The organism is Cognaticolwellia beringensis (assembly GCF_002076895.1).
Classification (GTDB): domain Bacteria; phylum Pseudomonadota; class Gammaproteobacteria; order Enterobacterales; family Alteromonadaceae; genus Cognaticolwellia; species Cognaticolwellia beringensis.
Map to the genome: position 1 here is coordinate 2,880,538 of NZ_CP020465.1, position 15,466 is coordinate 2,896,003.

13 protein-coding genes and 2 tRNA genes are annotated in these 15,466 nt (G+C 37.5%); 5 read left to right on the forward strand and 10 right to left on the reverse strand.

Features of this window, described 5'->3' with window-relative positions; translation table 11 throughout:
• Positions 1 to 36 precede the first annotated feature (36 nt).
• The gene (locus B5D82_RS12225; protein WP_081151878.1) at positions 37 to 783 is read right to left on the reverse strand and encodes a DUF4197 domain-containing protein; all 747 of its coding nucleotides are present in this window, start codon (positions 781 to 783) and stop codon (positions 37 to 39) included.
• A 150-nt stretch (positions 784 to 933) separates the two neighbouring features.
• A complete protein-coding gene (locus B5D82_RS12230) occupies positions 934 to 2,862 on the reverse strand; it encodes an AsmA family protein (RefSeq protein WP_081151880.1) in 1,929 nt (642 codons plus the stop codon).
• A gap of 302 nt (positions 2,863 to 3,164) precedes the next feature.
• Between B5D82_RS12230 and htpX the strand changes: the two genes are divergently transcribed.
• Together htpX and B5D82_RS12240 are read left to right on the forward strand one after the other, a co-directional pair.
• Entirely contained in the window at positions 3,165 to 4,037 is an 873-nt protein-coding gene (gene htpX, locus B5D82_RS12235; RefSeq protein WP_081151882.1) for a protease HtpX, read from the forward strand.
• Between the two features lie 129 nt (positions 4,038 to 4,166).
• Positions 4,167 to 5,207 carry an oxidoreductase gene (locus tag B5D82_RS12240; RefSeq protein WP_081151883.1) on the forward strand — a complete coding sequence of 347 codons (1,041 nt, stop codon included), beginning with the start codon at positions 4,167 to 4,169 and terminating at the stop codon, positions 5,205 to 5,207.
• 61 nt (positions 5,208 to 5,268) lie between these two features.
• Here the strand turns inward: B5D82_RS12240 and speB are convergent, their stop codons facing one another.
• Positions 5,269 to 6,195 carry an agmatinase gene (gene speB / locus B5D82_RS12245; protein ID WP_081151885.1) on the reverse strand — a complete coding sequence of 309 codons (927 nt, stop codon included), beginning with the start codon at positions 6,193 to 6,195 and terminating at the stop codon, positions 5,269 to 5,271.
• 11 nt (positions 6,196 to 6,206) lie between these two features.
• Complete coding sequence (gene speA / locus B5D82_RS12250) at positions 6,207 to 8,117, reverse strand: biosynthetic arginine decarboxylase (RefSeq protein WP_081151887.1); 1,911 nt, start codon at positions 8,115 to 8,117, stop codon at positions 6,207 to 6,209.
• A gap of 646 nt (positions 8,118 to 8,763) precedes the next feature.
• Here speA and B5D82_RS12255 point away from each other — a divergent pair.
• Positions 8,764 to 9,573, forward strand: a complete 810-nt coding sequence (locus B5D82_RS12255; protein ID WP_245807463.1) for an RMD1 family protein — start codon at positions 8,764 to 8,766, stop codon at positions 9,571 to 9,573.
• 285 nt (positions 9,574 to 9,858) lie between these two features.
• Here B5D82_RS12255 and B5D82_RS12260 read toward each other — a convergent pair whose 3' ends face one another.
• The 5 genes from B5D82_RS12260 to mutY form a co-directional block, all read right to left on the reverse strand.
• A complete protein-coding gene (locus B5D82_RS12260) occupies positions 9,859 to 10,572 on the reverse strand; it encodes a transposase (protein ID WP_081151889.1) in 714 nt (237 codons plus the stop codon).
• Positions 10,573 to 10,886: 314 nt separating this feature from the next.
• Positions 10,887 to 10,962, reverse strand: a tRNA-Thr gene (locus B5D82_RS12265).
• A 112-nt stretch (positions 10,963 to 11,074) separates the two neighbouring features.
• Positions 11,075 to 11,150: transfer RNA gene (locus B5D82_RS12270), tRNA-Phe, on the reverse strand.
• A 382-nt stretch (positions 11,151 to 11,532) separates the two neighbouring features.
• The gene (locus tag B5D82_RS12275; protein ID WP_081151890.1) at positions 11,533 to 11,805 is read right to left on the reverse strand and encodes an oxidative damage protection protein; all 273 of its coding nucleotides are present in this window, start codon (positions 11,803 to 11,805) and stop codon (positions 11,533 to 11,535) included.
• A gap of 44 nt (positions 11,806 to 11,849) precedes the next feature.
• The gene (gene mutY / locus B5D82_RS12280; protein ID WP_081151892.1) at positions 11,850 to 12,932 is read right to left on the reverse strand and encodes an A/G-specific adenine glycosylase; all 1,083 of its coding nucleotides are present in this window, start codon (positions 12,930 to 12,932) and stop codon (positions 11,850 to 11,852) included.
• A 128-nt stretch (positions 12,933 to 13,060) separates the two neighbouring features.
• Between mutY and B5D82_RS12285 the strand changes: the two genes are divergently transcribed.
• On the forward strand, positions 13,061 to 13,399 hold the full coding sequence (locus B5D82_RS12285; RefSeq protein ID WP_081151894.1) for a YggL family protein: 339 nt from the start codon (positions 13,061 to 13,063) through the stop codon (positions 13,397 to 13,399).
• A gap of 150 nt (positions 13,400 to 13,549) precedes the next feature.
• The gene (gene trmB / locus B5D82_RS12290) at positions 13,550 to 14,275 is read left to right on the forward strand and encodes a tRNA (guanosine(46)-N7)-methyltransferase TrmB (RefSeq protein ID WP_081151895.1); all 726 of its coding nucleotides are present in this window, start codon (positions 13,550 to 13,552) and stop codon (positions 14,273 to 14,275) included.
• A gap of 828 nt (positions 14,276 to 15,103) precedes the next feature.
• On the opposite strand, the gene B5D82_RS12295 is transcribed toward trmB, so the two are convergent.
• Complete coding sequence (locus B5D82_RS12295; RefSeq protein WP_081154479.1) at positions 15,104 to 15,448, reverse strand: hypothetical protein; 345 nt, start codon at positions 15,446 to 15,448, stop codon at positions 15,104 to 15,106.
• Positions 15,449 to 15,466 lie beyond the last annotated feature (18 nt).

The following is a 15,466-nucleotide window of genomic DNA, read 5'->3' on the forward strand; positions in this document are numbered from 1 at the left end:
ACACTTAAATTTCCAAACATACTTACCTTGACGCAGTTATTTAGAAAATACTTTCTTGAGTAGTTCAGTAGTTCGTTTTTCTGGATTCTCACGAATAGCCGCTTCTTCTTTGGCCAAATATTCAAATATGCCTGACAACGCTTGGGTTTTAACTAACTCAATTAAATCACTACTTATATCGGGAACAAATGGTAGCGATTGATATTTTGATATTATTTTATCGTATAAGGTTAATGCGCCGACATCAGCTAAGCTTTGTTTTATAATTGGATCCATGGCTTGAGCGATTGGACCTGACATTTGGCTTTTAAAATATTGTGTTGCTGCATCGTTCTCACCGTTATAAATCGTCTGAATGTCGATCAGTGTTAAGTTGTTTATCGCGTTTGATATAATAGGACCTGCGGCTGGTATTGCTTGTTCTGCAGCCTCGTTCAACTTAGCTTCAAGCTCATCGGTCCATTGTCCCATGCCTATTTTATCTAATATTTTCCCGGCGCTGGCCAATGCAGGTGGTAAATCAATATGTAAATTGGGGTTGTCGGCAAAAGCACCACTTTGTTGTAAGGTTTTTATCACTGATTCTGAACCAACTGACAGTGCTTGTTTTAGTGCTTTAGCTATTTGCTCATCACTTAGCACTAGCTGTGAAACATTATCCTCACCTGAGAGTAACTTCTTCGCTTTTTCCCACCAGCTATCTTGAGCAATAGCGGGTGAAATTAGCAAGATTGAACACAGGGCGATAACAGAAAATTTAGCGTATTTTTTAGTGCTTTGCATAATTTTATTTCCAAATTAATTCGCTAACATCAAAGTAAATCAATAACGTAATTATAATAATTCTGTAGCTTAAGTATTAGCACCAAAATGCAGATATTAGCGGTAGCAATAATTAAGTTATTGATGATTCGTTTCTGACAAGTTAGCTAGTTAGCCAAAAAGTCCTTTTAGCTTGTCTTTGAGTTTATCTTTAACTTTGTCTTTTACTTTATCTTTGGCTCCTGAACTAACATCGGGGCGTATTTTAATGTTATGAAACGGCCCTGTAATTTTTATCGGGATCACAACGCCAGCGTCAGTACTTTCTGCCGCTTGTCCTTGAGTTGAGGCCACTATTTTTGATTTAACTTGCAGATTTACGTTTGTTTTCGGTAGGTCTATGTCACCGGTGCCCGATATTCTGATAAAAGGATTATTCAAAGACAAATTATCTGTATTAGCGACACCGTTAGTTAGCGTAAATTTACCCGTTAAGGCAGCAAAATCTGTTTTATCAGCGTTGCTAAAGTCACTATCTAAACTGACCGCAGATAAGTTGCCTTGCATTATACTGCTGGCGCTCTTGGCAATTGCAGCTAAATTAACGCCTTTAACAGCACCATCAATAAAACTAATGTCGAGGTGGCCATTGAGTTGCTGAATAAAATCACGTTGGCTAATGCCTTTGGTTGACAGATCCCATGTTAATTGCCCTTTACCTAATAATTTATCAAAGCCAACCGCATCGTTAAGTAGCGGCTCGGCATTAATATTGGCTAAATCAAATTTGGTGGTGATTTGGTAAGGTTTTTTATTGGCGTTAACTTTAATCGCGCCACTGCCACTGCCTTCATAACCCTGAAAGCTTTTCAATTGCACATTCGCAACGCTATTGTTTAATACAACGGCTATCTCATTCTTACCCAATTTAATATCTCGGACGAATAACTGACTCGATTTAATTGAAATATCGGCATTTAATGAAGCCAAAGCGGATAAATCAAGCGCAGTATCATCCCAAACAATCGGTTGACTAGCCGTATCATCTGCTGGTGTTGCTTCTGAGGTTGGCTCAGGTAAATAAGGGTTAAGGTCAAGTATGCCCAAATCGATATTGCTGACAAGTTTCAGTGGTGTAGATAAGGTAATGGTCGTTGAACCTTTAAATGCTAAAGCGTCTAAATTAACCATTAACTCATTAAGGGTGAGATTATCGTTAGCAAAGCCCATATTGGTACTAAATGAGAATTTATTAAAAGCTTCATCTTTAGCGGCCAATGGAATGTTCTGCCAGTTTAGTAACTTCTTAACAGAATCTCCTGAAACCGATAATTTACCACTTAGCTCTTTGCCTTGTTGTACCACATCACCTTTATAGGTTAATTTTACTAAGGCGGATGTTAAGTCTAATTCAACTGAAAATGGCTGGTTATTAATCGCTTTTGCAGGTGTGGTAATACTTGATTCAAGTTCAAGCACTTGTGTCATATATCTAACACTGCCTGAGAGATTAAGGGGTTCTCGTAACGAGGGAAGTTTTACCGCTAAATTTAGCTGATCAATGACTTTAGTTTCTTTACTTTGATGATCGATAAAAGTGAGCTTGCCACCATTAATTTCTACTTGACCAAGACTAATATCAAAAGCATCAGGTAAATTAATTGATTTATCATCAGTTGGTGATTGTTCAGTTGTACTTTCAGCCCCAGCCAGAGTTGAGAACTGCCAGTTCACCGTACCATCAACACTTTTTTCTAGCAGGATGTCGGGATCATTAATAACAAACTTCTCAATGGCTAACTCACCAGAAAACACTGAAAGCCAAGGGATATGGATCATTAATTCACTAATGCTTGCCATATCAGGTTTAGAGCCACCTGTTACATTGGAAAAGTGCACATCGTTTAGCACCAAAGATAACGAAGGAAATACACTTAAACTCTGTTCACCATCAACCGTTAACGTTCGACCTGTCGATTGCTCTACTTTAGTGCTTACTTGGTTAAATATATCCTCAGTCGATATTAATTGCGTGGCAACTACTATCAATAAAACAATGATAAAAATAATTACAGCGAAGGATTTTAAGAATATTTTCATAATGGCTCTTAATTAACGGAAGTTAATGTCTACTATAGTAAATAAGTAGATTAAATTCATTGAATTGGCAAAAAATACTCTGGTGAATTTTTTTAGCCAGAGTATTTAAATATATTGTTATTAATGAAGCAAAGTATACTTTTTATCGGGGATTGTAAACGCGTTGAAATCACAGTTTTTTGTGTTGTGAAGTAGATAAATATTAAGACAAGAATGTAGACAAATAAATACAAAAAAAGTATTGATTAAATACCAATTAGACATATTATGTCGTAGTTGCGTTCACTTACTTGGAGTTTATCATGCAGCGTATTGTATTATTTCTATTAACTAACTTAGCCATTATGGTTGTGTTAAGTATTACCATGAGTATTTTAATGTCAGTATTTGGCATTGATCGCCAAGGCATGGGCGGCTTACTTGTCATGGCGAGTGTTTTTGGTTTCGGTGGCTCTTTTATTTCATTGCTAATGTCGAAGTGGATGGCGAAGCGCTCAGTGGGGGCTTATGTTATTGAACAGCCGAAAAACAACACTGAAAAGTGGTTACTTGAAACCGTTAAACGTTATGCCCAACAAGCTAAAATTGGCATGCCAGAAGTAGCGATTTTTGAATCACCCGACATGAACGCTTTTGCTACCGGTGCCAATAAAAACAATGCCTTAGTGGCAGTTAGCACTGGTTTGCTAGCCCATATGACACAAGAAGAAGCGGAAGCTGTTATAGGTCATGAAATTAGCCATGTGGCTAATGGTGACATGGTAACGTTAACCTTAGTACAAGGAGTCGTGAATACTTTTGTAATTTTCTTAGCACGCGTGATCGCTGGCCTTATTGATAACGCCACCCGGAGTAACAATTCAAATGGTGCTGGCTTAGGTGGTTTTGCATATTTCGGCATTGTGTTTGTTTTAGAAATGCTCTTGGGTGTGCTTGCCAGTACGATTGTGGCTTGGTTTTCTCGAAAAAGAGAATTTCGCGCCGATATCGGTGGTGCTCAGTTGGCAGGTACTGCCGCGATGATTGGCGCGTTGGAGCGACTTAAACGCAGCCAAGAGAGCCATTTAGAAGGTTCTATGATGGCGTTTGGTATCAATACTAAATCATCTTTTAGTCAACTTTTTGCTACGCACCCGCCATTAGATGATCGTATAAAGGCGTTGAAAGCAATGTAACTGATTCAAATCTGCGAGGGCTGTTTATGTAGCATACATGATTAGTTATGGCCCTAATGCCTAAGCACTTATGGTATACTTGCTGACCTCGCAGACTCTTCTTTTTATAGTTTTAATTTTGGATTTTTAATGATCAACGTTGGCGTTATTGGGTATGGCATGTCAGCCAATATCTTTCATTTACCTTTTATAGAATCAAATGATAATTTTACCTTTATAGCGATAAGTACTCGCCAAAAAGAGACGGTTCAAGCAAAGTATAAAAAGGTGCGAATTTTCGATACTCCTGATGAATTAATTCAAAGTTCATTGGTTAGCTTAGTTGTTATTACTGCGCCAAATGATGTGCATTATAAAATAGCCAAAAGTTGCTTAGAAAATGGCTTACATGTTGTTATTGAAAAGCCCATGGTGACGTCATCTATTCAAGCACAAGAATTAATCGAACTCGCCAATAAAAATAACTGTTTATTATCGGTTTATCATAATCGCAGGTGGGATGGTGACTTTTTAACGGTTAAAAAGTTGCTAGCAAATAATCGTTTAGGAGAGCTTAAAGTTTTTCAGTCTTGTTTTGACCGCTTCCGTCCTGAAGTTAGAACTAAATGGAAAGAGCAAGCGGGCGAGGGGACAGGTATATTATATGATTTAGGCTCACACCTTATTGATCAAGCATTAACATTATTTGGCTTACCTACCGCTATCACTGCACGTTGCTTAGCATTACGTGAAGCATCTAAGACGACAGATTATTTTGATATTCAATTACATTATGCCAACATGGAAGTTAAATTAAGTTCTAGCCCATTTATGGCAGGCCCTATTAAACGTTTTCAACTGGAGGGAACTTTGGGGAGTTATATTAAGTTTGGACTTGATCCCCAAGAGCAACAACTTAATGACGGTATCGATGTTAATGCTGATGCATTTGCATATGATGACGAAATAAATATTGGCACTCTATACCTTGGCGAACACGCAGAGATAGTTCCGACTGAGCGCGGTTGTTATCAATCATATTATCATAATATTGCTAACGCGATTAATAACAGGTGTTTGACAGATGACTCGTTAGTAAGCGCCACTGAAGCGATGCAAGTTATTCAATTAATTGAATTAGCACAATGGAGTAGCGATCAAGGAAAAACAGTTTCACTTACTGTGGGATAAGTAGCAAGTTCGTAAGTTATTTAGGATAACTTACGAACACTAAATTGGAAGTTTGCGTAGTTTAGGCCAGCTTATGTTTGACAGTCCAAAGGTGTGCTAGCTCTAAAGCAATAGTTGCAGCTGCTAGGGCGGTAACTTCACTATTGTCGTATGCCGGCGCTACTTCAACTACATCCATGCCAACGATATTAATGCCTGCTAAAGCGCGTAAAATCTTTAGTACTTTATCTGTAGATAAACCGCCACATACCGGAGTGCCTGTCCCCGGCGCAAAGGCAGGGTCTAAGCAATCAATATCAAATGTTACGTAAACCGGTGTATCACCGACGCTGTTTTTAATTAATGTGCAGATCTCATTAACACTCATGTCATTGGCTTGCATGGCATTGATAACAGAAAAAACATGATCTTTTTCTTGGTAATTTGTACGAATACCCACTTGAATAGACTTATCTCTATCAATAAGGTTTTCTTTCGGCGCATGATAAAACATAGTGCCGTGGTCATAACAACTGCCATTGTTGTACGTATCGGTATGGGCATCGAAGTGAATCAGTGCCATTTTACCGAATTTTTTTGCATGCGCTCGCAGTATTGGCAAGGTAACAAAATGATCACCACCCAAAGATAAAACGGTTTTACCTGACGAAAGTAATTGGTCAACCGCTGTTTCAACCTGTTGACAAAAGTGTGCGGCATCGCCCGGTGAAAAAACCAAGTCTCCAGCATCTATTATTTTACAGTGCTTTAACAAGTTAAAAGGCCACGGAAATCGCTTGCCTTCCCATGCTAAATTCACTGAGGCTTGTCTAATAGCTGTAGGGCCCATTCGTGCGCCTGAGCGCCCAGTTGTAGCCATATCAAAGGGCAAACCTAATACTACGATGTCTGCTGATGATTCAATTGGATTTTTCTCTAAAGGCTGACGTAAAAATGTCATCGCATTAGAGTAAAGAGAATCATCAACTTGATTGAATATGTTTTTCATCATAACTTCCTTTAAAGATCTTCAAGGTATGTGTAGCCTTTAAGGCCATCAACTAGCTCTTTATAAACGTCTTCACCTTCGTCTTTAGGTAATCTAGCCTCTATAAGCTCGGCATAAGTTTGTTGAAACAGTTTTGCATCTAAATGCACATAATTCAACATGTCTTCAACCGTATCACCTTCGTTAATTTCAGTTATTTCTGCTTCACCATCATCATTTATAAATACTACCGCGCTGTGTGTGTCGCCGAATAAATTATGCATATCGCCTAAAATTTCTTGATAAGCACCGACTAAGAAAAAGCCTAGTAAATAAGGTTCATCTTCGGTCCATGCCGGCACTGGTAGTGTGCTTTCAATGCCTTGACCATCAACGTAATGGTTAATAATGCCATCTGAATCACAAGTAATATCTAATATCACTGCTCTTTTTTCATGTGATTTATGCAAGTTATTTAACGGTAAAATTGGAAAAACCTGATCTATGCCCCAAGAGTCGGGTAAAGATTGAAATAAAGAAAAATTAACAAAAAATTTATCTGCTAGTTTTTCAGCTAAATCATCAATTATCGGTCGATGAAAACGATTTTTACTGTCCATCAATTGATTTAATTCATAACAAATACGCAAGTTAACTTGCTCTGACCAAGCGCGTTGAGTTAAATCTAATAATCCCATAGAAAATTGACCATGTACTTCAGCTAAGTCACTTTGAGTGTCATGATAAATTTCAATAAGTGCACGATCATCTTGTCGATCCTTTAATTGCTCTAACGAACGCCACATATTATTTAAAAGCACAGACTCATCACTTAAAGGCGCAGTTATGTTTTCTGGCTGATAAGATTCCGCACCAATAACATTAGAAATAAGTACGGCATGATGTGCAGTTAATGCTCTACCAGACTCTGAAATAATCATCGGCATAGGTTGATCATAGCTCTTACAGACATCACCAATGGTATTAACAATATTATTAGCATACTCCGCAAGGCTGTAGTTCATGGAGTTATGTGACTGGCTACGTGTACCATCATAGTCTATGGCCAAACCGCCACCAACATCCATACATGAAAGACCTGCACCCAGACGGCGAAGCTCACAATAAAAACGTGCGGCTTCACTAACGCCTAATCTCACGTCTCTAATATTGGCTATTTGGGAGCCTAAGTGAAAATGCACTAATTTTAATGTATCAAGCATGTTTTCTTCTTTAAGTACTTTAACAACGTTAAGTACTTGTGAGGCTGATAAACCAAACTTTGATTTTTCACCACCACTTGCTTGCCACTTTCCTTTACCTTGAGATGCTAAACGAACACGTATGCCTAAACGAGGCTCAACATTCAGCTTTTTAGCTTCGGTTAAAATCATCGCCAGTTCAGACATTTTTTCTAAAACAATATGAACTTTATGTCCTAATTTTTCGCCAATTAAGGCTAAGCGCACATACTCGCGGTCTTTGTAGCCATTACAAACAATAACAGATGAAACCTTTTGAGCCATCGCTAAAACAGCAAGTAATTCAGCCTTACTACCCGCTTCAAGCCCTAGCTGGGTGTATTCTTTGTTATGTTGGCTAGCTAAAATTTCATCCACAACTTCGCGCTGTTGATTAACCTTAATAGGGTAAACCAGTAAATATTTATGCTGATAATCATATGCCTCAATCGCATTATTAAAAGCTTCACATAAACTGTGAATGCGATGATGGATTATTTGCGGAAAACGCACTAAAGCAGGCAAAGTTAAGCCTTTAGCTTCAATCATTTTAGCAATGGTAGTTAAATCTACCGTGTGATTTTGATTATCAAACTTAGGCGCAACATATACGTTACCTGTATCGTTGATACCGAAATAGCCCTGACTCCAATGACGTACATTGTAATGTGTACGCGCGTGATCAAGATTATCTTTATTCATTGATGTTCCTTTAGCCTTTTTATTTAATAACAGAAAGGGAATTTATCGTGGGTAATGGGGCGCGAATTAGAAATTAACAGCGACTTATTGTCCAACAAAAAAAATATTATTTGATGACAATTATTATCGATTAGTCACGGGTATTTAAACGATTTTTGAAAACAGTAGGTTAGCTTTTATTTTTCATGATGGATTTTTTGGTCAAAGTACAGACAATCGCTAATCGACAGTTGAGGTAAGCGTGCCAGAATGTATTCTTTACATTTAGTTGCTATTAAAAGTGTGATTGATAATTTCATTTATACAACTTAACTGCTTTCAACAAACCTGACCCCATTGGTTTGACCCCATAGGTTTCCCTTCAATATTTTTTGTTAAGTTAATTAAAAAATTGATGTTGAACTTTGTTAATAAAAGTGCAAAATCAGGCGGATTTTTTACTTGGGTTCGAATTTTGTAGTTATATAAAAAACCACCTCGTGGATTAGATGGGTGAAATTTAGAGTTAATTAGGAATTGAAAGCTGAGTCAAAAATAATCTAAGGCAATTTATTGAGTAAGTGATACAAGCGAGTGTAGCTTGTCTTGAAAGCATATTAATACAGTCATAATACAGAAATTTAAATGAGTAACCATGGAACAATTAATGACAGATAATAACATCGCATTTAGTGATAATAAGTTATCTATTTACAATTTTGGTGATGATTTTTCATCAGTGAATTCGAATATAGACAAACGTTTTTTTGAAGGTGGAACCCGTTATAGAGACGCAGTACAAATAGTTGTAGCAACTGGAGAATATTGGTTGTTCGATTATGGTGTAGTGGTGTTTTGGGCAGTTGATAAAGCTGAGCGCCAAGCTTTAATCAACAATCTCAAAAAAGACAATACAACACATTTTGAAAAAATTGAAGAGCATTTAAGTTTCACTTTTGCTAACGAATTAATGATTAAAAAAGACGTTATTTCGTTGCCAGATCACGATCCTTTAATACGTTTAGCAATAAGCCATGCATTAGCACAATCGAGCAAGCTTATGGAGTATGAGGTTCAAGCGCAAAATTCGATAAAAAACTATTCTCATATACCAGAAGAGTTAGCTAAGTTTGGCAAAATATCTATTAGTCAGAAAGAAATCGCTAAAATTAGAGGCACGTTATTAAGTACCAAAAGCGATATTATTTTGCATTATGGTTTACTAGATACTCCTGACTTTTTTTGGGAATATCCAGAATATGAAGCTACTTATGAACGTATGGCGCGTTATATGGATATACGTCAACGCGTTGATTTATTGTCGAAAAAGCTCTCAACCATTAATGAACTATTTGAAGTGCTAGCGGAAGAACAAAAACATCAACATTCATCATTTTTAGAGTGGATAATTATCGTGTTAATCGGCATTGAAATTGTTTTATTTTTTGTGGAAGAATTGAAAGACTTAATGGTTTAGTTTACCTGGTGTGATAACGCAAATCTGTGGAAACCTGTGGGGTCAGGTTCGTTGAAATCTACTATGTTTATGCTGAATATTAATTAGTCAGTAGCTCACCACTTCTTGCATGTAAATAAATAAATGCGCAACAAAATCCAGACTGAAATGAAACCTTAACATTGTAGCTAAGGTTTCATTTCTTCCTTTCGGAATGATTAGGAAACCTATAGAACCTATAGGGTCAGGTTCGTTGAAACAGAGGCCGGCGGAAACCTATGAGTCAAGATCGTTAAAATATAAGACTCATTTACTTTTTACTGCTTTAAATATTTCGGATCGTCTGTCACCACCTTGTGTGAGTGGCTTGGCTCTTCTGGATAAGGTATTAGCAACCTGTTCAATAAACGACTTTTCTCCTAGTACCCATGCCTTATTTGTGGCGTCACGAATGGTTTGAATTGTGTTGTCGGATAAATGAGAAGTAAACAAGTTTTGATAAGCTAATTTTCTTTCAGCTTCAGTATTACCTAGTGCTAGATACAGAGTGTGAGGTGTTATTAACGAGATATTTCTATCGCCTCCGTTACTGTGATAGCTTGACCATGTATATGCACCCGGATGTTCAACCATTTGAGCTCTGACGGGGTTTAACTCAATATAGCGATATAATGTTAAAAGGTAGTGTTGTGTGTCTACTAAAGTTGATTTGAAACGACCTTCCCATAATGTCCCCGTTCGTTGATAAGTATGATTGATGTACCTGACGTAATACCTTCCCAAGTTTTGCATTACTTGGCTTATCCCATCTATTGAATGGGCAGTCATTAATAAGTGAACATGATTAGTCATTAGCACAAATGCATGTATGGAAACATTATGTTTAGCAGCAGAATTTTTAAGTTTATCTAAATATACAGTGTAATCTTGCTCTGAAAAAAAACAGGCTTGGCGATTATTGCCACGTTGAATAATGTGCTGAGGGCAACCTGATATGAACAGTCGAGGTAAGCGAGCCATAATGTATTCCATTACATTTATTTGGTAAGCAAAGTGTAATTGATAATCTCATTTATACAACTGTACTGTTTTCAACGAACCTGACCCCATTGGTTTCATTACATTTATTTGGTAAGCAAAGTGTAATTGATAATCTCATTTATACAACTGTACTGTTTTCAACGAACCTGACCCCATTGGTTTTGACCCCATTGGTTTTTTGTTTTCAACGAACCTGATCCCATTGGTCGCATTGGTCGTCAGGTCAGTGGTGGTTTGGTTTTATTTAGACAAATAAAAAAGCCTCAACATTGCTGTTGAGGCTTCGTTATGAATGGTGCCGACTGCCGGAGTCGAACTGGCGACCTACTGATTACAAGTCAGTTGCTCTACCAACTGAGCTAAGTCGGCACACGAAAACGTGTGCGATAATTATATTCTATTGAATTAACTATCTTGGCACCGAATCAACATCGGAACTTGTTGATTCTACAGTTAACTTAATTAAAAGCTAAAGTGTAAATGGTGCCTCGACCCGGAATCGAACCAGGGACACGAGGATTTTCAATCCTCTGCTCTACCGACTGAGCTATCGAGGCACATTAACAATCATAATGATTGCTCTGTACATTGTCTTCTTGGCTGTGCCTTGAAGACGGGGCGTATTAAACTGTTTTTCGTTTACCCCGTCAACTCTTTTTTTTAAATAAATGTTTGTTTGCCGTTTTTTTCTACGTATTGTGCTTTTATGGAGCAATATGGCCAAGTTTTTCTATTTATTCGTTGAAAGTTTTTCTGTTCACTGTGAAAAAGTCATAAGTGATTTGTGGGAGTTACTCACCTAATTATTAATAATTTATTAAATTTGAATAATAAAAATTGCCGTAATTGAGCTTTTTCATTGTTTCTTGTTGATGCGGGCAAAAAAAAACGATAAATAATTTACCGTTTTTTTTGTTTTTGAAATTTGTTATTCGAATTTTATTTTTTCTCTGGTGTATAGCCTTCAATGTCAGGTTCTTTACCTTCGAAAAGATAAGCAACCATGGCTGTTTCTAAAAATGCGCGATCGTCGGGGTTCATCATGTTCATTTTCTTTTCGTTAATCAGCATGGTTTGCTTCTTTTGCCAAAGCCCCCAAGCTTCTTTAGAAATGTTATCAAAAATACGTTTGCCAATTTCGCCCGGATAAAGTTGAAAACCAAGGCCTTCGGCTTCTTTTTGTAAGTTTTGGCAAAAAACGGTACGACTCATAATAAATTCTCTTTTTGGCTAATGTATTTGTATGTATAAGTTAGTTAAACAGGTAATTGTTCAAGCTGTTTAATTAATTTTTGCGTTGATGCGGCTAAGCCCACCGACGCGACTGTGGCTAAATTGTACCATTGCAATGTGCTATTTTCGCTAATTTCTTTTGCCGGCAGTATTTCACAATCTACAACTATAGCTTCTATGTCGAGATGAAAGTGGCTGAAGGTATGACGAAATTTGTCTAAAGCAAATGTTGTGCTTTGTTTAAGGTTTAATTTCGTTAACAAATCAGGTAATTCGTTCATATCAGATAACTCCAAAAAGCACCATAAACCGCCCCATATACCTGCAGGAGGGCGCTTTTCCATTAAAATTTGTTGTTCAATGCGAGGAATAACCATGATGGTGTGCTTTTCGGGAATGGTTTTTTTCGGTTTTTTCTGCGGATAGCTTGCTTGCTCGTCGCTGGCGTTGGCTAAACAGCTAGTATTAATGGGGCAAATATCACATTTAGGTTTAGATCGCGTACAAACCATAGCGCCTAAGTCCATCATGGCTTGGTTAAACTGTGCTACGCCAATTTTGGGTGTTAGTGCTTCAGTAATCGGCCACAAGGTTTTTTCATAAATAGCTTGGCCTGCATGACCTTGCACTTTATAACAGCGCGCTAAAACGCGTTTTACGTTACCGTCTAAAATCGCGTGATGTTTATTTAGCGCTAAGCTCAATATTGCGCCTGCTGTTGAGCGGCCAATACCGGCAAGTGCGATAACTTCGTCAATTTTTTCAGGGAATTTTCCTTGATAGTCGTCACGTATTATTTTAGCGGTTTTGTGCAGGTTTCGTGCTCGTGCGTAGTAACCCAAACCTGTCCAGTGATGAAGCACGGTATCTTCATCAGCATTGGCTAAATCGATAATATTAGGAAAGCTTTCCATAAACCTTAAATAGTAGGGAATAACCGTTGCTACTTGCGTTTGCTGTAGCATAATTTCGGATATCCAAACTCGGTAAGGGGTTTTATCTTGCTGCCATGGCAAGTGTTTTCTGCCTTGCAACTGAAACCATGATAATACTTGGTCGCTAAATTGTTGCGCAGATTTGGCTGATATAGTGGTTTTATTTGTCATAATGGCGACAGTGTAGCGAATAAAGCTAAAATTTTCATTGCAAAAATTTCTATTGCCACTATCCTCTCGCAGATAGTTAGTATTACTAAAATAGTGTTTAGCTTGAGCTAAGCCGTGAGGAATGAAATATGAAAATAGATGCAAAGAATCGTAGTAATCGTTTACGTAAAAAATTACGCGTTGATGAGTTCCAAGAATTAGGTTTTGATATTGCTTGGAAACTTGATGATGGCACTGACAATGAGTCAGTTGATGCATTTTTAACGAAGTTTTTCGACGAAGCTATTGATCCAAATAATTTAGGCTTTGGTGGTGAAGGTGATACTTTATGGCATGGCTTAATTTGTACTCAACAGTTAGGTAAATGTACTGAAGAACATCGCCAATTAGTAGAAAAATGGTTAACAGATAACGGCGCAAGCTCAGTTACTGTTGGTCCATTATATGACGTTTGGTGGGCAGAGTAGCCTTTAGCAAACTCGTGTTAAGCCAATAAGTAAATATGCGGGCGTAAAATTAGATCTTGATAAGCACTATGCCATGATTGAATTTCAGTCATTAAACAAGGATAATACGCGCCCTAATTTCGATGACGCAACTAACTAATAGATAGCATTATGACAGACAGAAGCCATAAAACCGTTGAACAAGCAGAGCAAGAAGGCAAGTACATTAGAAAGGTACGTAGCTTTGTTAAGCGTGAAGGTCGCCTTACTAATGGTCAAGCAAAAGCTTTAGAGCAATTTTGGGATACCATGGGCTTGAACCATCAAGATGGTTTAATTGATCCTAGTGCTTTGTTTGGAAATAATAACCCTGTTGTGCTCGAAATTGGCTTTGGCATGGGTAAGTCTTTAGTCGAAATGGCTAAAAACGCTCCTGAGCTTAACTTTATTGGTGTTGAAGTGCATCGACCAGGTGTAGGCGCTTGTATAGGTTTAGCACAAGAAGAAGGTGTTGATAACCTTAAAGTTTACGAGCACGATGCTATCGAAGTGTTAGCCGATTGCCTTCCTGCTGAGTGTTTAACAACGGTTCAGTTGTTTTTCCCTGATCCTTGGCATAAAAAGAAGCATCACAAACGTCGTATCGTACAAGCCAGTTTTGTTGAAGCTATTCGTGAAAAACTGAAAGTGGGTGGCGTGTTCCACATGGCAACTGACTGGGAAAACTACGCAGAATGCATGTTAGAAGATATGACATCTGCGCCAGGCTTTAAAAACTTATCTGAAAACAATGATTATGTGCCGCGTCCTGATTCTCGTCCGTTAACTAAGTTTGAAGACCGTGGTCAAAACTTAGGCCATGGCGTTTGGGATTTACAGTTTGAAAAACTAGCTTAATGTTACTCAATTAATATTGCTGAGTGAGTCATTAAGATTAAATGAAAAAAGAGCGAGTACGCTCTTTTTTTTGGCTATGAATAAATCCTGAAAGCTTGTTAATAATTTAGTTTGTTGAAGATTTTTAATGGTTGTTGTAGGTCGGCATTTATGCCGTCAAATAGGTGAAATATAGTTTGAAATTAAGATGATGGGCTAAAGCCCAACCTACAAAAAAAACAATTAAAAAACCACAAGTAGAAGATTTTCAATGGTTGTTGTAGGTCGGCATTTATGCCGTCAAAAAGGTGAAATATAGTTTGAAATTAAGATGATGAGCTAAAGCCCAACCTACAAAAAAAACAATAAAAAAACCACAAGTTGAAGATTTTTAATGGTTGTTGTAGGTCGGCATTTATGCCGTCAAAAAGGTGAAATATAGTTTGAAATTAAGATGATGGGCTAAAGCCCAACCTACAAAAGATTTAATAAAAAAACCACAAGTTGAAGATTTTTAATGGTTATTGTAGGTCGGCATTTATGCCGTCAAAAAGGTGAAATATAGTTTGAAATTAAGATGATGGGCTAAAGCCCAACCTACAAAGGGTTTAATAAAAAAACCACAAGTTGAAGATTTTTAATGGTTGTTGTAGGTCGGCATTTATGCCGTCAAAAAGGTGAAATATATTTTAGAATCAAGCTGACGGACTAAAGTCCGGCTTACTTAGGGGACGGGAATTATGTAATGTAGCTGATTTTTGTAGGTCGGATTTCAACTCGTCAACCGTATGCCAAATAAATAACTTCATGATCAAAAGCCAATCAGGCAAGCAAACTTTCAGCTAATACTTAGCGGTGTAACTTATCTCGTTCAACATGAAATAAATGCTGACTGTTACGCAAATTTCCCGTTTCTTTTAACCATTGTTCGTCAACAATTTCTCGCATTAATGCTGCTTGTAAAACTCGTCCAACTGAAGCGCTCCAATAAGCAATGGTGGCTTCTTGATGGGCAGGAGTATTTGGCTGTTTCTCTGAACGAGTGTTTGCCATTTCGTCAATAATACTTGCAATAACCTTTGGCTTTAGTTCTTGTATTATTTGACGTTTAAACTGAGTAAAGTGCTTGGCACGCATAAGCTGCCAAATTAACCATGCTAAAAATAAAACCGCGATAACTGCAATAATTTCCAAAACCATACTCTAAGTCAT